Below are 20,027 nucleotides of genomic sequence, written 5' to 3' on the forward strand. Positions count from 1 at the left end.
CGACACCGCACCAAAAAAATTTTCATCAGAGAATAATCTCCTCTGCGTCCCACTAATCGGCAAAACCCACGTAACGCACGAACTCGTCGTTGTGCTCGCGGTCCGAGCGAACCGCGTTCGCGGCAAAGCTGTCGTCGGGATAGCCCATCGCGACGCAGGTCATGATGACCTCGTCCTCCGGAATCTTGGCAACCTCGCGCACGATGTCGGAGCGCATGATGCCCTGCCCGTTGATGACGGAGCCGAGACCGCGGTCCCACGCCGCGAGCACGATGCCGTAGCAGAGCGCTCCGAGATCGAAATGGCACACCGCGCCGGGATCGAGCACGCGGTCATAGGTCAGGACCAGCGAGACCGGCGCGTCGAACTGGCGGAAGCCGCGCAGCACCCAGTCCTGGCGCATCGGCTTGTCGTCGCGTGCGATCCCCATCGCGCCGAACAGCTTCTTGGCGATGTCGACCTGCCGCGTGCGGTGCACGCCCTGGTACTCGCCGTGGCTGATGATGTCGCGCTTGACCTTGGCGCCGCCGGCCATCTCCTCCATGTTGCGGCGGCGCACCTCTTCCAGCGGATGACCTGTGAGCACGTGGACATGCCAAGGCTGGGTGTTCATCGAGGACGGCGCACGCTTGGCGCTCTCGATGATCGCCTCGATCACCGCGCGCGGCACCGGCTCTCTCCTGAAGCCGCGCACGCTGCGCCGCGACTGGACCAGCTTTTCGAATTCCACCTTGCTAACCTCCCTGCCCATTCATCCGCCTGCATCACGGCATGACGCCGGTTGCCGATGCGGCGCGCAAAACCTATGCTAACGGCCAAGCAAGACCAAGAACCCTGTGAGGAAATCGCATGGCCGCACCGCTCGATCCCGTCATCGCCCAGATCATTCCGCTCATGCCGATGCGCGATCCCGCGGTCATGACGCCACAGAGCGCCCGCGATTCCTTACGCGCACTGGCTGCCTCCCGCGCCGCCATCCCGGCCCCGCCTGTCGACAGCGTGCAGGATATCAAGGTGAAAGGCGGCGCCAGCCTGCTCGACGCACGAGTCTACCGGGTCGGCACCACACCGGCACCGACCGTGGTGTTTTTCCATGGCGGCGGCTGGGTTGCGGGCGATCTCGAAACCCACGACCGGCAGGCGCGCAATCTCGCGATCGAGACCGGGGCGGTCGTCGTCTCCGTCGACTATCGCCGCCCACCCGAGACGCGCTTTCCCGGCGCGTTCGAGGACGCCTTCGCCGCGGTCCGTGACATTTTCGACCGCGTCGCGGAATTTGGCGGCGACGCAAAGCGTGTGGGCGTCGCCGGCGACAGCGCCGGCGGCAATCTCGCGGCGACCACGGCGATCGCCTGCCGCGATACCGGCATCAGGCTCGCCGCGCAATTGCTGGTCTATCCCGTGACCGACGTCGTCGGCGCTTACGCCGACGCGCGCGAGAACGCGCGTTATCCCTCGCGCGCCGAGAATGCCGAGGGTTACTTCCTCACCCGCGCAACCATGGAATGGTTCTGCGGCCACTATCTCGCCGATCCCGGCCATGCTTCGGACTGGCGCGTCTCGCCGTTGCGGGCGGCCTCACTGGCGGGTGTCGCGCCGGCGATCGTCACCACCGCCTGGTTCGACCCTTTGCGCGATGAGGGCGCGGCCTATGCGCGGGCGCTGGAGGCCGCCGGCGTGCGCGTCAAGCACCATGAGGGACCCGGCCTGATCCATGGCTATTTCGGCATGGGCGACGCCTCCGACGTCGCGCGCGCCGAGGCGCAGCGCGCGCGGGCCGACTTCAAGGCGTTGCTCGCGCGGGGCGTATAGTCCCCCTAGCTGCGACGCGCCCGCTGCGCGCCGGTATGCCCCCAGGTCTCGTCCCAATCCTGACCCGAGGCATCGACCACGCGGCCGTCGGCTTCAAAGAACTTGTTCGGCACCTGGAAGATCGCCAGGATCAAGGCTCCATCCGGACACCAGGCGGCGTGCCGGCTGCCGGCCTCACGCCAGATGAACTCGCCCGCCTTGCAGGCGATGCCCTTGGCTGGCCCCTCCTTGTCGACGAGCGTGCCCTCGATGACGTAGCTCTGCTCGATGCCGACATGCTCGTGATCGGGCAGCACCGAGCCCGGCGCAAAGCGCATCAAGGCTGTCATCAGACCGCTGCTGCGATCGAACAGCAGCGTCTTGGCCTCGCACCCCGGAAAGCGCGTCTTCTGCCAGTCCATGTTTTGCGGCTGAACCAAGTGAGAATGCCGATCGGCGGTTTGTTCGCCCTTCGGGATCGTGGCGTCCATCACGAAACTCCCTTCATCTCGACCGAGCCGAGGCTAGCAGGATTGTCCGGCCGGGTCAGCGAGCGGTGCAACAGGCGGGACATTGGCTCGTCACGCTCGAAAAATAGGCGAGCGGACGGACGACAGGCGCCGATCTTGCTTGATTGCGCCACGATTCCCGGCTCCAATCCGCCCCGCCATTTTTGGTTTAGGGAGACATCCATGATGAAGCGGATTTTCCTCGCAGCGATCGTTGCCGCCTTTGCGACGGGCTCGGCCTTCGCGCAAGAGACCTGCGAGAGCAAGGCCGTCGGCAAGGATGGCAAGCCGCTAGCCGGCGCCGCCAAGACCTCGTTCTTGAAGAAGTGCAAGGCGGATGCCTGCGCCACCAAGGCCGTCGGCTCCGACGGCAAGCCGCTCGCCGGCGCCGCCAAGAGCAGCTTCATGAAGAAGTGCGAGACCAGCGCGTAAGGCGCCATTCCAAAGAAGGTCTCGCCAAAGAAGGTCTCGTGCCCGCAGCGCTTCCCTGGCGATGCAAAGCATCGCCCAGTAGCGATGCGCTGCACAGCCGCGGCGCATGCGTCCACGTGCATTCCGACAGATGGACCCCGGCCCGGCGGAGCGGCACCAGCGCGTCAAAGAGTTCAGACGAGCGAGCTCATTGAAAACATCTCGATTTGGTTATAGCCCGGATTACGCTTGCGCTCCATCTGGGCTACACGCCCATCGCTACGACCGCAGCCCCGGCGCCTCCTGCCCGGTGCGCGCGACATATTCCGTGTAGCCGCCGCCATATTGGTGGATGCCCTCGGGCGTCAGCTCCAGCACGCGGTTCGACAGTGTCGCCAGGAAATGCCGGTCGTGCGAGACGAACAGCATGGTGCCGTCGAAATCCGACAGCGCGGCGATCAGCATCTCCTTGGTGGCGAGGTCGAGATGGTTGGTCGGCTCGTCCAGCACCAAGAAGTTCGGCGGGTCGAACAGCATCTTGGCCATGACGAGGCGCGCCTTCTCGCCGCCCGACAGCACCCGGCAGCGCTTCTCGACGTCGTCGCCGGAGAAGCCGAAGCAGCCGGCGAGCGCGCGCAAGGAGCCCTGCCCCGCGGTCGGGAACGCATCTTCCAGCGACTGGAACACGGTGCGCTCGCCGTCGAGCAGGTCCATCGCATGCTGGGCGAAATAGCCCATCTTGACGCTGCCGCCGAGCGCCACGGTGCCTTCATCGGGCTCGCTCGCACCGGCGACGAGCTTGAGCAGCGTCGACTTGCCGGCGCCGTTGATGCCCATCACGCACCAGCGCTCCCGACGGCGGATCATGAAGTCCAGCCCGTCATAGATGCGCTTTGAGCCGTAACCCTTGTGCACGTTCTTCAGCGCGACGACGTCCTCGCCCGAGCGCGGCGCCGGCGGGAAGTCGAACACGACGCTCTGGCGGCGGCGCGGCGGCTCGACCCGCTCGATCTTGTCGAGCTTCTTCACCCGGCTCTGCACCTGGGCCGCGTGCGAGGCGCGCGCCTTGAAGCGCTCGATGAACTTGATCTCCTTGGCGAGCATGGCCTGCTGGCGCTCGAACTGGGCCTGCTGCTGCTTCTCGTTCTGCGCCCGCTGCTGCTCGTAGAACTCGTAATTGCCGGTGTAGGTGGTGAGCGAGCCGGAATCGATCTCGATCACCTTGGAAATCACGCGGTTGATGAACTCGCGGTCGTGCGAGGTCATCAAGAGCGTGCCCTCGTAATCGTGCAAAAACTTCTCCAGCCAGATCAGGCTTTCGAGGTCGAGATGGTTGCTCGGCTCATCGAGCAGCATGACATCAGGACGCATCAAGAGAATCCGCGCCAGCGCCACGCGCATCTTCCAGCCGCCGGAGAGTTTTCCGACATCGCCGTCCATCATCTCCTGGCTGAAGCCAAGGCCCGCCAGCGCCTCGCGCGCGCGGCCATCGAGTGCGTAGCCGTCGAGCTCCTCGAAACGGTGCTGCACCTCGCCGTAGCGGGCGATGATCTCGTCCATCTGGTCGGCCTTGTCAGGATCGGCCATCGCGGCCTCGAGCTCGCGCAGCTCGGCGGCGACGTCGCTGACGGGTCCGGCGCCATTCATCACCTCGGCCACGGCGCTGCGGCCGCTCATCTCGCCGACGTCCTGGTTGAAATAGCCGATGGTGATGCCGCGATCGGTCGAGACCTGGCCCTCGTCGGGCAGTTCCTCGCCGGCGATCATGCGGAACAGCGTGGACTTGCCTGCGCCGTTCGGCCCGACCAGGCCGATCTTCTCCCCCCTGTTGAGGGCCGCGGAAGCTTCAATGAACAGGATCTGGTGGCCGGCTTGCTTGCTGACGTTGTCGAGGCGGATCATGAGGTCTTTTTGGGGGATTTTTGCGTTGCAGCGTCATAGGGCATGCGGGGCGCGAGGGGAAGCCCGGCGGGGTACGGATTTCACCCGGCCGATCCTGCTCCCTGATCCTGCAAAGCGGATGCCACGCACAAAAGGTGCGTCCCATTTGGCTCAACAACGGGCATCACCTTCGCCCGCTCGCTGTCCGAAAGTCGACATCACGGCTCTTGAGGTGATGGACAGCAAACAGCCGCACGCCGAAGCCTTAGTCGCAGCATCTGACCTCATGGAGTGCGGAGCGGCAGCCGCCGTTCTGCCACCACCCACACAGGCGGAAAAACAACGCAATCGACCACGTCGAACAGCACGGTAATGCTCTCGTTGAACGACTGCGCGAAAGCGATCGCGTCATTGCGCTTTCCATCAGCGATTTGTGTGCCGAGCGTGCAATGAGGTCTCCAGTTTCCGGGTCGATAGTGGAGCCGACAAAAGGATGGATCGATTGCAGCACTGATCGAAGAGTGCCATCGAGCCAGGGCTTCATCGACTTTCGGCTCCGCCCAGAGCACGAGCGGCGGACCTGCAAACCAACATATTCGCCTGAACTCGATTGATAGCTGCCCTTCGCCTGCTGTCGCGCGAAGCATGGCCTCCCACGCGGTGTTCGCGGTAATCTCGGGCGTATCATAGATGGCGAATGTAAAATGTGGCCGATAGTTGAGTGCCCTCATCGAAGGCTGGCTCTCAAACGTTGCGACTTCATCCCACAATGCCTCGATCCGCTCTGCGGAGGAATCATCGGATCGAATGTTAATGGCCAAAGCCATACGCTGGTCGCTCCATGAGCCTACGCCCTTCGCATCAGCTTGAGCGAGGCCGCCAGCCGCAGGCTGCGCTTGCCGGCGAGCGCGATGCCTTCGAGCTCGCCGCTGTCTTCCGTGCAGGTCCCGGAGAAGCCGATGCCCACCTCGAGGCCGCCGAACACGGGGTTTTCCCCTTTCGCCGGCGTGTGCTCCTGGTTCAGCATCTCGCCCTTCCAGCGGCCGTCTGCCGAGGAATAGGCGCCGAGATAGTAGAAGAACGCATCGCCTCCGAGGATGCGCCCGTCGATCAGCAGCATCACGCCGGACAGCCCGGCATCGATGCCGTCGAGCGCGTTCAGCCTCATCCCATAGAGCCCGTTGGCGATGCCGCCCGGCCCGACCGTACCGCTCGGAGGCAACCCCTCGTCGTCGAGCCGCGTGAGATTCGCCCAGAACTTGGCGCCCGGCATGGTATCCGCACCGCCCTCGAGACGGATCTGGTTGCCGTGGAGCCCGCCGCGCGCCCCGATCGAGGCGACGTCGGCGCCCATCAGCGGCTTGTAGCTGGGGTCCAGGTTATGCCGCTCAGTGATGACCTCGGCGATGATCTCGCCATCGCGCTCGACGTAGCTGCCAAGATGCGCAAAGCCCGAATTGCCGCCGAGCATCTTGCCGTCATGCAGGCACATGATGCTGCGGCCGAACGCATCGTTGACGCCGTATTCAACTTTGTAGAGCCCGTCCAGCAACGTCCTGAACCCGCAAAATCGGAAAACAATGGCGGGCTACCTAGCATCGTCGCCGCACTGAAGCCACCGGCTTTTCCGCGCAGGCCCGCTCTCGGGACGCTCGCCGCCATGATGTCAACATACCCCTGTTTTGCCCGACGGGTCAACAACGATTTCGTAAAATCAGCAGACGTGGTATTTCAATGACTTGGCTACTGTGCATGGGGTTGTTTTTCGACTTTGTGTCCGGCTCGCGGGAAAACCCTTCAGGCGTCAGTGACGCTTGAAATACTGCACCGCGCGCTCGTGCTTCTCGGCGGCCGCACGGCTCTTGAAAGTGCCGAGGTTACGGCGCTTGCCGGTCTTCGGATTCACCTTGCGTGAATAGAGGCGGTATTCGCCCGATGCCAGTTTGCGGATCATGATCGCGCTCCGTTTTGTCTGGATGTCAACGGCGTACGCGCGGGCCAGGTTCCGTCAAATCGTGGCTCTGTTCGCAAAGCGCCGCGCAATCGCGGCGGCGCTCAGAAGCACAACGTGGTGACGAGCCTGCCCTGCTTGTCCTTGATCGCGTAGGGGCAGCGAATGCGTTCCAGCGCCTTCTTGGCGTCCTCGTCGCCGAGCGCGGCGGCGCGCTCGTAATAGGCTTTTGCGGCGTCCTTGTCCTTCGGACCACCGCGGCCGCCTTCCGCGAAGGCCCCCATCCGCTCCAGCGCGCCGGGATGATTTTGTGCCGCTGCCTTCTCGAACAGCGCACGGGCCGCAACGTCGTCCTTGGCACCGCCCGCGCCTTCGGACAGCATCAGGCCGAGCTGGTACTGCGCTTCCGCGTTGGTCTCGGCAGCCTTGCCGAGCAGCGCGCGGGCCTGCGCGGGATCGGCCGGCGCCACGCCACCTGCGCCGCCGAGCGCGGCGAGATTGCTGACGCCGCGGGGGTTGCCGGCCTGCGCCGCCTTCTCGAACAGCTTTCGCGCTTGCGCTTCGTCCTTCGCAACGCCGGAGCCGGTGCCATAGGCGACGCCGAGCTCGACCATGGCCGCGCTCGATCCCTTGTCGGCGGCCTTGCGCCAGGCGGCGATCGCCTCCGCCGTCTGCCGGTTGGCTGCATGAGCGCGGCCGAGCGCGAACATCGCGCGCCGCGAGGATGGCGCGGCCTGCTTGCAGAACTTGATCGCGGTCGCGATGTCGGAGGGAGCGATCTCCGTGACGCCTTTCACGTCGGTCGGCTTGTCGGGGTCGCTGGGATCGGCGGCGACCCGGTCGCACAGGACGAGATCGGCCGATTGCGCCTGCGCGGTCAGGGGCGCGGCGAGCGCGAAGAGCATGGCAAGGAGGTAAGTCCGCATGGTCGTCACGTTGCGTCTTCGCCTCGGTGAATTCAAGGCTCAAGTCCCGACTGGCGCAGGACGGGGGCGACCTCTGGCGATGTCAGATGGCGCAGCAGCCGATCCGCGGCGTCGGCATGTTTCGCGTTCGCCATGCGGCCGGCCGAGAACACGGCGGGCGTCTGCAGCGCGCGCGGAATCGGACCGACCACCTCGATGCCGCCGACCTGCTTCAGCTCGCTGATCTGCTGCACGGCGAGCTCCGCCTCGCCGGTCACGAGCCGCTCCGCCGTAAAACCCTGCTCGACGATGGTCGCCTTGGCATTGACCTCGGCGGCGATGCCCATCCGAACGATCAGCTGGGCGAAGTACACGCCGCTCGCACCGAGCCGCGAATAGGCGACTGAGCGCGCGGCGAGCAACGTCTGACGCAGCGCGGCTTCGTTGGCGATGTCGGGATGCGCCTGCCCCGCCCGCACGGCGATGCCGACGAAGGAGCGCGCCAGATCGGCCGCGCTCGCGGCAACCACGCGCCCCTCGCCGATCATCTCGTCGAGCCCTTCGCGGGTGAGGATGACGAGATCGGCGGCTTCACCGTCGCGCAAGCGCTTGAGCAGCGCCAGGGTCGGCGCGAAGTCGGCATCGACATGGATGCCGCTGTTGGCCTCGAAGGTGGAGGACAGGCTGCGCATCGCGCCCATCAGGCCGAGCGTCGAGAGCATGCGGACATTGTCCATGAGCAGTTCCTGGCGTGATCAGGCGCGATGCAGCAGCTTGAGGGCGGCGGTCAGGCGCAGGCTGCGTCTGCCGACCAGCGCCGTTGCTTCCAGCACCGCCTGTTCGCTGTCATAGCTGCCGGAGAAGCCGATGCCGACCTCGTGGCCGCCGAAGATCGGATCGTCCTTGGCCGGCGTATGCTCCTGGTTGAGAATCTGGCCCTTCCAGCGGCCCTTCGCGGCGGTGTAGCTGCCGAGATAGTAGAACGATGCATCGCCGCCGAGGATGCGCCCCTGGTTGAGCAGCATCACGCCCGTGAGTCCGCCGTCGATGCCGTCGAGCATCCGCAGACGGATCGAATAGAGACCGTCGGCGATGCCTGCTTCGCCAACGCCGTCGCCGATCGGCACCTCCTCGTCGGTGATCGGCGTCATCACCGACTGAAAGGGCACGCCGGGCAGCTCCTTGAGCTCGCCCTTGAAGCGATAGAGATCGCCGTCAGCCCAGCCCCTCGCGATCAATGTCGCATCGTCGGTGCCGGCCATGGCGCGGTAGTTCGGATCGGGGTTGTGACGGACGGTCTTGATCACGACGTCGACCCCGCTGTCGGTCTTGTCGTAGGTGCCGATATGGGCGAAGGCCGAATTGCCGCCGAGCATCTTGCCATCGCCGGCATGCATCACGCCCCGGCCGACGGCATCGCCGAGTTGAAATCTCACCTTGTAGAAGCCTTCAAACACCAGGCGTGTCCCCGGCCCTGCGCGCATCCAGGGCCACTCTATCCTGCTTTCGGCGGCAATGGACAAGTTTCGCAAAGCCGAGGTCGGCACGGACGGCAACGGCCTTCATCCAAATGCAAAAAATCCGCCGGAGCCTTCGCTCCGGCGGATTGAACGCCAACCCGGGCCAGCCCCCCGGCCCGGGCCGGGAGGATCTTAGGCCGCGGCCTTCTTGTCGGTCGGCACGGACGCGATCGTCTTCAGGATCTGCGAGGCGATCTGGTAGGGGTCGCCCTGCGAGTTCGGACGGCGGTCTTCCAGATAGCCCTTGTAGCCGTTGTTGACGAAGGAGTGCGGAACGCGGATCGAAGCGCCGCGGTCGGCCACGCCGTAGCTGAACTTGTTCCACGGCGCGGTCTCGTGCTTGCCGGTCAGACGCTTATCGTTGTCCGGGCCGTAGACGGCGATGTGATCCATCAGGTTCTTCTCGAAGGCAGCCATCAGCGCCTCGAAATACTCCTTGCCGCCGACTTCGCGCATATAGGCGGTCGAGAAGTTGGCGTGCATGCCCGAGCCGTTCCAGTCGGTGTCGCCGAGCGGCTTGCAGTGGAATTCGATGTCGATGCCGTACTTCTCGGTGAGGCGCAGCATCAGGTAGCGGGCCATCCACATCTGGTCGGCAGCGGTCTTGGAGCCCTTGCCGAAGATCTGGAATTCCCACTGGCCCTTGGCGACTTCCGCGTTGATGCCTTCATGGTTGATGCCGGCAGCGAGGCAGAGGTCGAGATGCTCCTCGACGATCTTGCGGGCGACGTCGCCGACGTTCTTGTAGCCGACGCCGGTGTAGTACGGGCCCTGCGGCGCCGGATAGCCGGCCTCGGGGAAGCCGAGCGGGCGGCCGTCCTTGTAGAAGAAGTATTCCTGCTCGAAGCCGAACCAGGCGCCGGCGTCGTCGAGAATGGTGGCGCGCTTGTTGGACGGATGCGGGGTCTTGCCGTCGGGCATCATGACTTCGCACATCACCAGCACGCCGTTGGTGCGCGCACCATCCGGGAACACCGCGACCGGCTTCAGCACGCAATCGGAGCTGTGGCCTTCGGCCTGCTGGGTGGAGGAGCCATCGAACCCCCAGAGCGGAAGCTGCTCGAGCGTCGGGAACGACGCGAATTCCTTGATTTGAGTTTTGCCGCGCAAATTCGGAGTCGGCGTATATCCGTCGAGCCAGATGTACTCGAGCTTGTACTTGGTCATTGAGCCTCTCTGTTGATGATGCGAAAGGTGGGGTTGAGAGCCCCGCACGTTTGTACCCGGCCATCATCGGCCGGCCCTTCCCAAGCATTTTGCGTGCCAAAAGGCCGCAGCGCGGAGGGTTTTCCACGGCCGCGGGCCTCGCCTCGCGGCCGGCCGGCCGGCCACAGCGGCATGCGTCATAGCGGCGCACCATTGCGTGAAGGTGCACCGCAAAAACCCTGCGGAAAACGCCTGATTCTGGGGCAGGCTGACGCTAGCCGAATGCTGCCGATCAAACGCGCATCAACGTCCGGCAATTTTCGCAAAGCTATTGGCCCGTCCCTAGCAACCTTTGGAATGGCCCGGGCGTTAGCCACTCACGCGGTGCCTTGGGGGGTGCAGGTAGGTGCGTGCCTACAAATTAGGCTGAAACTGATTTCCTTTTTAGCACTTCCCAATCCGGGAAGCGCGGCCGATATGGGGATTCCAGTAACCACAATCGAACGAGTCGGGCGCACCATGGAGGCCAAGGCGCTTCGACCAAGGAGAAATCGCAATGATGAACAATGGTCTGAGTCACGGATCTGCGAAGATCTACCAATTCCCCGTCGGCGGCCGTGCGGCTCTCGGCGGACGCCGTTACGACGAGACCCGCCTTTCCACCGATCACGGCCCGCTGCCCTCGAACGTCTCGATCTGCAGCGACAGCTGGTATCACCAGGATGCGGTCGACGAAGCCAAGCCGAAATGGGATCGCTGATGCCTGTAACCGGTTTGAAACCGCAGCGCTCTCGCAGCCGCCCGGCGGCAGTTCGAAAAGGGCCGAAACAACGTTGTTTCGGCCCTTTTTGATTCTTTTGCGAGCCACGCCGTTCAGATCACCGCGCAGGCCGTGACCGGCCGCTTCAGATGCTTGATCGTGGTGGCGCCGGCCTTCCCGATGATCAGCGTGATCCCCGCCCCCGAATAGCGCGCGCCAGAGACTGCCAGCCGCTTGGCGAGCGTGACAGGCTCGCCATCGATCTGAAGAAAGGCGCGCTTGTCGCCATCATAAAAGCCAACGATGAACTGAGTACCATCAGCGCAGCGGTAGGTCCGGAATGTCTGCGCATCAGCCTGCCGCGCGTTGATGCTTCCGACCGCCAGCATGGTGATCGCCAAAACAATGGCCTTGTGCCGGTCCATGATCGCCCCCTGTAATAGACCCCAAGGACGCCAACCGTGCATCCAGTGGAACCATAACCCAAGCCGATCCCATGTCAGACTCCCCTGCCCGCCATCTCGCCCTCCAAGGCGCCAGCAATTTTCGCGATCTCGGCGGTTATCCGACGACTGACGGCCGCACCACGCGCTGGCGCCACATCTTCCGCTCCAATCATCTCGGGCAGCTCACCGCTGCCGATGTCGAGATCGTCCGCGCGCTGGGCGTCCGCAGCGCATTCGATTTCCGTGGGCTGGAGGAGCGCGCGGCCGGCATCTGCGTCGTGAACGAGATCACGGTGCATTCGCTGCCGATCGAACCGACCGTCGTGGCCGCGCTACGCGCTGAACTCGCCCGGGGCACGTTGACCGCACCGGTCGCGCTCGAGCTCATGCGCGAGTCCTATCGCAACTATGTCCGCCACAATACGCACAGTTTTCGCGCGCTGTTCGGCCATCTGCTGGAAGATCGCGCGCCGCTCGTGATCCACTGCACTGCGGGCAAGGACCGCACCGGCTTTGCCAGCGCGCTGATCCTGCATGCGCTGGGCGTGCGCGACGATGTCATTGCCGAGGACTACCTCTTGACCAACCGGCACTACAAGCGTGACGCGTCAAACGCCTCTGATCTTCCGGCCGATGTTCTCGACGCGATCGGCAGCGTCGAGGCCTCGTACCTGGCGGCCGCTTTCGAGGCGATCGATAGCGAATATGGCGACCTCGAAACTTATCTGCGCGACGGGCTGAAGCTCGGCACGGCCGAGCGAACCGCATTGAAGGCGCGCTATCTGCAATCATAGGCTACGGCGCCGGGAGAACGATGATGCAAGACAAGGTCCTGATCGTGACCGGCGCATTCGGCGCGCTTGGCAGGGTGGTTGCGGAGACGGCACAGGCGCGCGGCGCGCGCGTGGCCGGCGTCGATCACGCGCTTTCGCAGAGTCCCGCGAAGCCTGAAAGCATCGCGATAGGCGGCGTCGATCTGTCCGACCCGGCGCAGGCGAAGACGGCGATAGATGCGGCGGCGAAGCATTTCGGCCGCCTCGACGCGCTGATCAACATCGCCGGCGGCTTCGCCTTCGAGACCGTCGGCGACGGCGACATCGCGACGTGGCAGCGCATGCATGCGTTGAATGTCCTGACCGCGCTCAACACCTCGCGCGCGGCGCTGCCGCACCTTCTCTCGTCCAAGGCTGGCCGCATCATCAATATCGGCGCGATAGGCGCGCTCCAGGCCGGCAGCGGCATGGGCCCCTATGCCGCGTCGAAAGCCGGCGTTCATCGCCTCACCGAAGCGCTCGCCCACGAATGGAAAGGTAAGATCACGGTCAACGCCGTGCTGCCTTCGATCATCGACACCAAGGCCAACCGCGCCGACATGCCAAAGGCGGACTTTTCCAAATGGGTGACACCGCAGGAGCTCGCAGAGGTGATCCTGTTCCTCGCCAGCGATGCCGCCAGCGGCATTACCGGCGCGCTGATCCCGGTCGGCGGCCGGGTGTAGCGCTTTTAGGCCGAAACGTCGGGGCGCCTCGGGATTCAATCGGACCCGCGAAGGCTCTAGACTGCGCGCAACTGATTCTTCGATCGGACCACCCGTGGAAACCGCGCTCTATCTCCCCGTCAAACGCTTCCTCGAAGAGCTCGGCTTCACGGTCAAGGGCGAGGTCGGTGGCTGCGATCTCGTCGGCCTCAGTGCCGACGATCCGCCCATCGTGGTGATCGGCGAGCTCAAGCTCGCCTTCAATCTCGAGCTGATCCTGCAGGCGGTCGATCGCGCACCGGCCGGCGACGAGGTCTGGATCGCGGCGAAGATGTCAGCGCGCGGCAAGGGACGCGAGAGCGACGCACGCTATCGCAATCTCTGCCGCCGCCTCGGCTTCGGCATGCTCGGGGTGACCGACCGCGGCCAGGTCGAGGTGCTGGTGAAGCCGCCAACCGCGGCGCCGCGCCGCGAGCCGAAAGTGCGCTCGCGACTCGTTGCCGAGCATCAGCGCCGGCAGGGTGACCCGGTGCCCGGCGGCAGCACCCGCGCACCAATCATGACGGCCTATCGGCAGCAGGCGCTGGCCTGCGCATCAGAGCTCGCGACAGGTCCGCGGCCCGTACGCGAGCTGCGCGTCCGTTGTCCCGATGCCGGCAAGATTTTGCTTAACAATGTGTATGGCTGGTTTGAACGCGCTGAGCGGGGAATCTACCGGCTCACCGAAGCTGGACACGCTGCCCTGAAACGCTGGCCCCAGCAGCGGGTGGAGGTCGGCGCAGGTGCTGCGTCACCGCCATGACACCCGACCGGTGCATAGCTGAGCTGCCACACCAATTACATATTGCAATGCAACATTCGCGGCACTAGGTATCCCGGCATCAAAACGAGGCCGTTATGAGCGCAGACTGGAATACCAAATATGGCACGCGGCGCGTGCGCCACGATCCGCCCACCCTGGACGAGGCGATCTTCGCCGCTGTCGGCATCACCGACGACCAGGCGCAGCAGGCGGAGATCGCCGCCGCCTTGATGGGGATGCCGCTCGACATCGTGCAGGCCGAGGTGAAGAAGCAAGCCCGCGCCAACAGCCGCCTCACGGCCACGCGGGTGATCGCCGGTGAACAGGGCGCGCAGCGCTCGGTCGTGGTCGAGCGTCGCGTGGTCCGCCGTTTCGGCATTGACAAGCGCACCGGCACGTAAGCCTTCATCTTTCGACCCGGAAATACGAAAGCGGACCGGTTTTACCGGTCCGCTTTTTGATTCCCGTCCGTGATTGGGCTACGCGGCACGATTGCCGTACATGCTTGAGATCAGCTTCCAGCAAGTGCTGTTGAAGCTGAGAAGAGCGCGCCCGGCCATGAAGGGCGAAGCCGCGAGATCAGCGAGCTCGGCCTCAGGCGTCTTGGCGAGGTCGATCGTACCGGTCGATTCGCCGTGCCGGAAAGCCAGATGTGCCCCGAACTTCCGGGCGAGCGCCCGCATCGCGTGATTTTCGGCGCCCGTCGTGATGCGCAACTGCTTGTAGCCTTTCCAGCGCGCCTCCGCGATCAGCCGGCGGAACAGCACGGTGCCGACGCCTTGGCGGCGCGTGGAGGCTTCGACGCTGAAGGCGACTTCGGGCAGCGAATCGTCTTCCGGCGGATGCAGTTCGGCCGCGCCGCGCACCACGCCATCGACGATATAGGCAACGATCACGGTGCCGTCCTCGGCGCAGCGGGCGGCGTAACGCTCGATGAAGCTGTCGTCGAGAAAGCCGTTGAAACGGTCGTGCCGGCTGCCGGCATCGAGTCTGAGCAGGTGATCGCGCAGAAGCGGCAATTCTTCCTGCTGGATCAGGGTTCGCACATAGCCCGGGGCGGTGCGGACGGTCTCTTCAAGTACCACGTCAAAACTCCTCTTGGTGTCCCTCGAGGAGGCGTTCGAATCCCTAGGTCCCCTATATTGTGCATCGCACCATGATTTTCAAGACGGAAACCTGCCCAACTTCGAGGCAGCGAAAGCGACCAATTCGTTAATGAAATCAAAGTCTCGTAGGCTTACAGCACCAGCTGCGTCTGGGTCACCACGGCGACCAGCTTGCCGTCCTCCGTCTCCAGCCGGGTGGTCCAGATCTGGGTCCGCCGGCCACGATGGACCGGGGTGGTCGTGGCAATGATTGTGGTTCCCTCCTTGGCCCCACCGATGAAATTGGTCTTGCTCTCCAGCGTGGTGGTGCCTTTGGCGTCCTCGGGGAGATTGATCACGGTCGCTGCCGCGCCGACGGAATCGGCCAGCGCCATCACCGCCCCGCCATGGATGGTGTGATGAAGTGTGCAGAGATCGGGCCGGACCGTCATCCGCGCCACCACGCGGTCCTTCTCGGCCTCTATGAACTCGACGCCCTTGAGCTCGGCGAACGGCATCTTCATCGCTTTGAGTTTCTCGAGCGGCGTCATCGGATCTCCTCCCAATTGCTTGTTGTCTCAGCGTGAATTGCTTCGCACCGTAAAGCAATGACGTCCGAGGTAATGGTACTCGTGATATCGGCACTCAGCGCCAATACCCTCGTGTTCCCGAACGCGCTGCAACGCCGGAGCGCGTCGAAGACGCGCGTAAACGCGCTAATGGCGTTGCTGCGCAGAGCCGGGACCATCTCGCGACGGATTTCGGTTCCGCGTGGGCCCCGGCTCTGCAGCGCACCGCTAAGAAGCGCTGCGCTGCGTCCGGGGCACGAGATTTTCCTCACGTCACCGCGTTCATGACCTGATATTCCGGCCGGCGCCACACCCCGCCCGCGATCACCTCCTCGATGATCTCCGCCGCCCGCACGATCTCGCTTTCGCCAATGTACAGCGGCGTGATCCCAAACCTCATGATGTCGGGCGCGCGGAAATCGCCGATGACGCCGCGGGCAATCAGCGCCTGCATGGCGGCGTAGCCGTCATCGAAGGCGAAGGAGACCTGGGAGCCACGCTGCCCATGCGCGCGCGGCGTCGCCAGCTTCAAGGACGGGCAACGTCGCTCGATCTCGCCGATCAGGAGGTCACCGAGCGCCAGCGAGCGCGCGCGAACCTCCTGGATGTCGACCCTGTCCCAGATGTCGAGGGAGGCCTCCAGCGCCGCCATCGCCAACACCGGCGGGGTGCCGACGCGCATGCGCTCGACGCCGCCGGCCGCCGCATAGGCGAGATCGAACGCAAACGGTTTTGCGTGGCCCATCCAGCCGGACAGAGCGGCACGCGCGCTGTCGGCATGGCGCGGCGCGACATAGAGGAAGGCGGGCGCGCCGGGACCGGCGTTGAGATATTTGTAGGTGCAGCCGGCGGCGAAATCGGCGCCGCAGCCGGAAAGATCAACTGGCAGCGCGCCGGCGGAATGGGCGAGATCCCAGACCGTGACGATGCCGAGCGCATGCGCTTTCGCGGTCAGCTTCCCCATGTCGTGGCGGCGGCCGGTGCGGTAATCCACCTCGGTAATGTAGAGCACCGCGATCTCTTCCGACAGCGCGGCCTCGATCTCCTCCGGCGCCACCAAGCGCAATTGATGGCAGCGCCCGAGCGTCGTGATCAGGCCCTCGGCCATGTAGAGGTCGGTCGGGAAGTTGCCGGTGTCCGACAGGACGATCTTGCGGGATGGGGTCATGTCGAGCGCGGCGGCGAGTGCCTGATAGACCTTCAGGGACAGCGTGTCTCCGACCATCACCGAGCCGGCTGCAGCACCGATCAACCGTGCGATACGATCGCCGACGTGGCGTGGCTGGACATACCAGCCTGCGGTGTTCCAGGCGCGGATCAGCTCGTTGCCCCACTCTTCGGTGATCACGCGATTGACCCGCTCGGCAACGCCCAGCGGCAGCGCACCAAGCGAGTTGCCGTCGAGATAGATCATTCCGTCAGGCAAATGGAACAGTGCCTTGGTGTCGTCATAGACGCGAAGCCTGGTCATGGACATCCCTACAGAATCGTACGCACGCGCCAGAGTTCGGGAAACAGCTCGACCTCCAGCATGCGCTTGAGATAGCTGACCCCGCCAGTGCCGCCGGTGCCGCGCTTGAAACCGATGACGCGCTCGACCGTGGTCACATGATTGAAGCGCCAGCGGCGGAAATAGTCCTCGAAATCGACCAGCTTCTCGGCCAGTTCGTAGAGCATCCAGTGCGTCTCCGGCGCCTCGTAGACGATACGCCAGGCCTGCAGCACGCCTTCGTTGAAGCTGTGGGTCTCACGGACGTCGCGCGCCAGCACCGCTGGCGGCATTTTCAGTCCATTGCGGTCGGCGAGCCGCAGCACCTCGTCATAGAGGCTTGGCGTGGCGAGTTCGGTTTCGAGCAGCTTCGTCGTCTCCGCATCGTGCGCATGCGGCTTCAGCATGGCGTGGTTACGATTGCCGAGCAGAAATTCGATCAGCCGGTATTGGCGCGACTGGAAGCCCGAGGATTGCCCAAGCTGCGAGCGGAAACGGGTATATTCGCTGGGCGTCATGGTGCGCAGCACGTCCCAGGCGTTGTTGAGCTGTTCGAAGATCCGCGACATCCGCGCCAGCATCTTCATCGCGGGCTGCACCTCATCCCGTGAGATCGCATGGCGCGCGGCGCTGAGCTCGTGGATGGCGAGCCGCATCCACAGCTCCGTAGTCTGATGCTGGATGATGAACAGCATCTCGTCATGCGCTTCCGACAGCGGATGCTGCGCGCCAAGAATCGCATCCAGCGCCAAGTAGTCGCCATAGGACATACGCCGGGCGAAATCGGTCTCGGCGCCTTCGCTGGTAGGATCGTAATCGCTGGACGTCATGACAGGTCCTTTCGATCGATCTCGCCCGGCTTTGCTCAATCGAGGCCGATCAGGCGGGCGGTGATCGGTGAGGACGGGTCCTTCAGCCCGTCGATCACAGTAAAATGGTTGAGGCCGGGCTCGACGACGAGGCGGGTCGGCACGTCAAAGCCGGTCCAGATATTGGCCATCAGATCGGACTGACGGATGAATTCGGGCCGCTCGCTGCCACCGACCCAGGCGGTCACCGGCGAATGCCCGCGCGGCAGGTGCAGCGCCGCGCTTTCCAGCGTCGCCTCCTCCATGGTCATGCGCAGCGTCTCGTTCATCTTGGTCTTGAGCAGCGGACGCAGGTCATGCAGGCCGCTGATCGAGAGCGTCCCGACGATGCGGTCGTAGACGGCGGACACGAGCCGGCTGTCGTCGCACAGCATGCGCGTGACGAGATGCCCGCCGGCAGAATGGCCAGCGAGCCGAATCGGTCCTGAGACGAGCGATGCCGCTTTGGCGATCGCGGCGGCGATTTCTGCTGTGATATCGGAGATGCGTGCGGCCGGCGTCAGCGTGTAGCTCGGCAGCGCGACCGTCCAACCATGATGCCGCGCGCCTTCGGCGAGATCGGTCCAGGTCGATTTGTCGAAGCGCATCCAGTAGCCGCCATGGACGAACACGACGAGGCCCTGGCTGTCGCCGTCAGGCAGGACCAGGTCGAGCTTCTGCCGCCCGCCGGTGCCATAGGCGATGTCGGGGCGAATGCCCCTCAGCCCGGCGCGGTAGGCCGCCGCCCGCTCCACCCACAGCGCAGGCATCTTGTCTGAGCCCGGGATATGGGCCGAATTGGCATAAGCGTCATCCCAATCGCGCATCGTTGCTCCCGAGGACTCGTCCAGCGAACCGGACACCAGTCTGCCACCGGTACGGCCGGCATCCTAGTGTTTATTTTAAGCTTAAAGCATTCGAGAGGAGCCCATCGATTGGACAGGCGACGACTGACCCGTGCGTTTCCCGGGCGCAGCGCAGCGTGCAACGATGCGCTGCTGAACCGGGGTCCAGTGCATACGGCGACATGGGTCCGGCTCTGCGGAGCACCACGCGGAACGACGCTTCGCATCGTCCGCGCGCTGCACCCGCGTCCGGGACCGCAAACTACGCCTTCTCCACCCCGCACCACTCGGCGATGAACAGTGCCATCGCCTTGGTCGCCTTCTTCAGCGACTCAAGCTCGACAAACTCGTTGAAGCCGTGCATCTCGCCTCCGCTTGCGCCAAAACACAGACTTGGAATGCCGTGGTTGAGACCGTAGAAGCGGGTGTCGGTGAGCGCAGTGAAAACGAGGTCCTCGACCGCGCCGCCATAGACCTTGTTGAAGGCCTTGCCGAACGCAGCCTCAGGCTCCGCGGCATTGGTCAGCTCATAGCCTTCCGACAGGAAGCCCGACCATTCGATCTGCGGCGGATTGTTGGCGAGGAAGGGGTGGTTACGCGCAGCGGCAGCGACGCAAGCCATGATCTCCTTCTGGTGATCGGCGATCGACCAGCCCGGCAATACGGCAATCCGACAGTCGACGTCGCACCAGGCCGGCACGCTCGAGGCCCAGTCGCCGCCCTTGATGATGCCGGGGTTGAAGTTGATCGGATGGTTGAGTGTCTTGAAGTGGCGATCGGCCTTGGCGCGCTCGTTCCATTCGATCTCGAGCTTTTGCAGCGCCTGGATCAGATGATACGCCGCCATGATTGCGTTCGCGCCGGAACCTGCAAAGGCGACATGGGTCGGGTGCCCCTTCACGCGCAGACGAAACCAGATCACGCCGACCTGTGAGCGCACCATCTTCCCGCCCGTCGGCTCGGGAATGAGGCAGGCATCCGCACGGTAGCCGCGCTGCACCGTTGAGAGCGCGCCGACGCCGGTGCTCTCCTCCTCGATCACGGATTGGAAGTGAATTCGTGCCGTCGGCTTGAAGCCAGCGGCCTTGATCGCATCGAGTGCGTAGAGGGCGCCGATCGTGCCCGACTTCATGTCGTAGGCACCGCGGCCAAACATCTTCCCGTCCTTGATGACGGGTGAAAACGGCGGGGTATCCCACAATTCCAGCGGACCCGCCGGCACCACGTCGCAGTGGCCCTGCAGGATCAGCGATTTGCCGACGCTGGTTTGCGGACGGTAGGTGCCCACCACCGAACGCGCCTTGGAGAAATCGTGCTCGATCGAGCCGAAGCCGCGCAGATCCTTGAGGTCGTCGATGTTGATGTGCCAGTCGTCGACCTCATAGCGGCGTTCGCGCAGGAGGTCTCCGATCATGTCCTGGCAGGGCCCCTCGGCCCCGCGGGTCGAGGGGATCGCGACGAAATCACGTGTGGTCGCAAGCTGGGCTTCGAAGCCGGCATCGACGGCATCAAGAATCCTCTGCTGCGTTTCGGCATTCATCAGGCAACTCCAATCGGGCATTCAGATCATCGATGGAGCGCAAGCTAGCCGA

Annotated in this window: 24 protein-coding genes; 7 read left to right on the forward strand and 17 right to left on the reverse strand. The window is 64.4% G+C overall.

What is annotated here, in order from left to right:
• Window positions 1–52: 52 nt before the first annotated feature.
• Window positions 53–730: a nitroreductase gene (locus BRAD3257_RS21690; RefSeq protein WP_122406702.1), complete on the reverse strand. Its 678-nt coding sequence runs from the start codon at window positions 728–730 to the stop codon at window positions 53–55.
• 119 nt (window positions 731–849) lie between these two features.
• Here BRAD3257_RS21690 and BRAD3257_RS21695 point away from each other — a divergent pair, with 119 nt between their 5' ends.
• Window positions 850–1,812, forward strand: coding sequence for an alpha/beta hydrolase (locus BRAD3257_RS21695; RefSeq protein ID WP_122403499.1), 963 nt, complete (start codon window positions 850–852; stop codon window positions 1,810–1,812).
• 5 nt (window positions 1,813–1,817) lie between these two features.
• Here the strand turns inward: BRAD3257_RS21695 and BRAD3257_RS21700 are convergent, their stop codons facing one another.
• The gene (locus BRAD3257_RS21700; RefSeq protein ID WP_122403500.1) at window positions 1,818–2,282 is read right to left on the reverse strand and encodes a cupin domain-containing protein; all 465 of its coding nucleotides are present in this window, start codon (window positions 2,280–2,282) and stop codon (window positions 1,818–1,820) included.
• A 201-nt stretch (window positions 2,283–2,483) separates the two neighbouring features.
• Between BRAD3257_RS21700 and BRAD3257_RS21710 the strand changes: the two genes are divergently transcribed.
• Window positions 2,484–2,732 carry a hypothetical protein gene (locus BRAD3257_RS21710; protein ID WP_122403502.1) on the forward strand — a complete coding sequence of 83 codons (249 nt, stop codon included), beginning with the start codon at window positions 2,484–2,486 and terminating at the stop codon, window positions 2,730–2,732.
• Window positions 2,733–2,990: 258 nt separating this feature from the next.
• Here the strand turns inward: BRAD3257_RS21710 and BRAD3257_RS21715 are convergent, their stop codons facing one another.
• From BRAD3257_RS21715 to BRAD3257_RS21750, 8 genes are all read right to left on the reverse strand, one after another.
• Window positions 2,991–4,613 (reverse strand): ABC-F family ATP-binding cassette domain-containing protein, encoded by a 1,623-nt coding sequence (locus BRAD3257_RS21715; protein ID WP_122403503.1) that lies wholly within the window; start codon window positions 4,611–4,613, stop codon window positions 2,991–2,993.
• A 263-nt stretch (window positions 4,614–4,876) separates the two neighbouring features.
• Window positions 4,877–5,419, reverse strand: coding sequence for a 2'-5' RNA ligase family protein (locus BRAD3257_RS21720; RefSeq protein ID WP_122403504.1), 543 nt, complete (start codon window positions 5,417–5,419; stop codon window positions 4,877–4,879).
• A 20-nt stretch (window positions 5,420–5,439) separates the two neighbouring features.
• Window positions 5,440–6,144, reverse strand: coding sequence for a GrlR family regulatory protein (locus tag BRAD3257_RS21725; protein ID WP_122403505.1), 705 nt, complete (start codon window positions 6,142–6,144; stop codon window positions 5,440–5,442).
• Between the two features lie 252 nt (window positions 6,145–6,396).
• Complete coding sequence (locus tag BRAD3257_RS40385; RefSeq protein ID WP_122403506.1) at window positions 6,397–6,546, reverse strand: hypothetical protein; 150 nt, start codon at window positions 6,544–6,546, stop codon at window positions 6,397–6,399.
• 101 nt (window positions 6,547–6,647) lie between these two features.
• Window positions 6,648–7,469, reverse strand: a complete 822-nt coding sequence (locus tag BRAD3257_RS21735; protein ID WP_162500298.1) for a tetratricopeptide repeat protein — start codon at window positions 7,467–7,469, stop codon at window positions 6,648–6,650.
• Between the two features lie 32 nt (window positions 7,470–7,501).
• Window positions 7,502–8,185 (reverse strand): substrate-binding domain-containing protein, encoded by a 684-nt coding sequence (locus BRAD3257_RS21740; protein ID WP_122403508.1) that lies wholly within the window; start codon window positions 8,183–8,185, stop codon window positions 7,502–7,504.
• Window positions 8,186–8,203: 18 nt separating this feature from the next.
• On the reverse strand, window positions 8,204–8,905 hold the full coding sequence (locus BRAD3257_RS21745) for a GrlR family regulatory protein (protein WP_122406703.1): 702 nt from the start codon (window positions 8,903–8,905) through the stop codon (window positions 8,204–8,206).
• A gap of 195 nt (window positions 8,906–9,100) precedes the next feature.
• A complete protein-coding gene (locus BRAD3257_RS21750; protein WP_122403509.1) occupies window positions 9,101–10,135 on the reverse strand; it encodes a glutamine synthetase beta-grasp domain-containing protein in 1,035 nt (344 codons plus the stop codon).
• A 535-nt stretch (window positions 10,136–10,670) separates the two neighbouring features.
• Here BRAD3257_RS21750 and BRAD3257_RS21760 point away from each other — a divergent pair.
• On the forward strand, window positions 10,671–10,874 hold the full coding sequence (locus tag BRAD3257_RS21760) for a DUF2735 domain-containing protein (protein ID WP_122403510.1): 204 nt from the start codon (window positions 10,671–10,673) through the stop codon (window positions 10,872–10,874).
• A gap of 113 nt (window positions 10,875–10,987) precedes the next feature.
• Here the strand turns inward: BRAD3257_RS21760 and BRAD3257_RS21765 are convergent, their stop codons facing one another.
• Window positions 10,988–11,299: an MliC family protein gene (locus tag BRAD3257_RS21765; RefSeq protein ID WP_122403511.1), complete on the reverse strand. Its 312-nt coding sequence runs from the start codon at window positions 11,297–11,299 to the stop codon at window positions 10,988–10,990.
• 71 nt (window positions 11,300–11,370) lie between these two features.
• Here BRAD3257_RS21765 and BRAD3257_RS21770 point away from each other — a divergent pair, with 71 nt between their 5' ends.
• The 4 genes from BRAD3257_RS21770 to BRAD3257_RS21785 all read left to right on the forward strand — a co-directional run bounded on the left by BRAD3257_RS21770 (window position 11,371) and on the right by BRAD3257_RS21785 (window position 14,000).
• Window positions 11,371–12,114, forward strand: coding sequence for a tyrosine-protein phosphatase (locus tag BRAD3257_RS21770; RefSeq protein ID WP_122403512.1), 744 nt, complete (start codon window positions 11,371–11,373; stop codon window positions 12,112–12,114).
• A 23-nt stretch (window positions 12,115–12,137) separates the two neighbouring features.
• The gene (locus BRAD3257_RS21775; RefSeq protein ID WP_122406704.1) at window positions 12,138–12,818 is read left to right on the forward strand and encodes an SDR family oxidoreductase; all 681 of its coding nucleotides are present in this window, start codon (window positions 12,138–12,140) and stop codon (window positions 12,816–12,818) included.
• A 94-nt stretch (window positions 12,819–12,912) separates the two neighbouring features.
• Window positions 12,913–13,599, forward strand: a complete 687-nt coding sequence (locus BRAD3257_RS21780) for a DUF2161 domain-containing phosphodiesterase (protein WP_122403513.1) — start codon at window positions 12,913–12,915, stop codon at window positions 13,597–13,599.
• A 95-nt stretch (window positions 13,600–13,694) separates the two neighbouring features.
• Window positions 13,695–14,000: a hypothetical protein gene (locus tag BRAD3257_RS21785; protein WP_122403514.1), complete on the forward strand. Its 306-nt coding sequence runs from the start codon at window positions 13,695–13,697 to the stop codon at window positions 13,998–14,000.
• A gap of 78 nt (window positions 14,001–14,078) precedes the next feature.
• Here the strand turns inward: BRAD3257_RS21785 and BRAD3257_RS21790 are convergent, their stop codons facing one another.
• The 6 genes from BRAD3257_RS21790 to BRAD3257_RS21820 form a co-directional block, all read right to left on the reverse strand.
• Window positions 14,079–14,684, reverse strand: a complete 606-nt coding sequence (locus BRAD3257_RS21790) for a GNAT family N-acetyltransferase (RefSeq protein WP_122403515.1) — start codon at window positions 14,682–14,684, stop codon at window positions 14,079–14,081.
• 152 nt (window positions 14,685–14,836) lie between these two features.
• A complete protein-coding gene (locus BRAD3257_RS21795) occupies window positions 14,837–15,235 on the reverse strand; it encodes a PaaI family thioesterase (protein ID WP_122403516.1) in 399 nt (132 codons plus the stop codon).
• A 286-nt stretch (window positions 15,236–15,521) separates the two neighbouring features.
• The gene (kynU, locus tag BRAD3257_RS21805; RefSeq protein ID WP_122406705.1) at window positions 15,522–16,724 is read right to left on the reverse strand and encodes a kynureninase; all 1,203 of its coding nucleotides are present in this window, start codon (window positions 16,722–16,724) and stop codon (window positions 15,522–15,524) included.
• Between the two features lie 8 nt (window positions 16,725–16,732).
• On the reverse strand, window positions 16,733–17,572 hold the full coding sequence (gene kynA, locus BRAD3257_RS21810; protein ID WP_122403518.1) for a tryptophan 2,3-dioxygenase: 840 nt from the start codon (window positions 17,570–17,572) through the stop codon (window positions 16,733–16,735).
• A 35-nt stretch (window positions 17,573–17,607) separates the two neighbouring features.
• The gene (locus tag BRAD3257_RS21815) at window positions 17,608–18,417 is read right to left on the reverse strand and encodes an alpha/beta hydrolase (protein WP_122403519.1); all 810 of its coding nucleotides are present in this window, start codon (window positions 18,415–18,417) and stop codon (window positions 17,608–17,610) included.
• A 280-nt stretch (window positions 18,418–18,697) separates the two neighbouring features.
• Window positions 18,698–19,975 (reverse strand): ArgE/DapE family deacylase, encoded by a 1,278-nt coding sequence (locus tag BRAD3257_RS21820; RefSeq protein ID WP_122406706.1) that lies wholly within the window; start codon window positions 19,973–19,975, stop codon window positions 18,698–18,700.
• Window positions 19,976–20,027: the final 52 nt, after the last annotated feature.

It is taken from the genome of Bradyrhizobium vignae (assembly GCF_900324035.1).
In the GTDB taxonomy this organism is placed as follows: Bacteria; Pseudomonadota; Alphaproteobacteria; order Rhizobiales; family Xanthobacteraceae; genus Bradyrhizobium; species Bradyrhizobium vignae.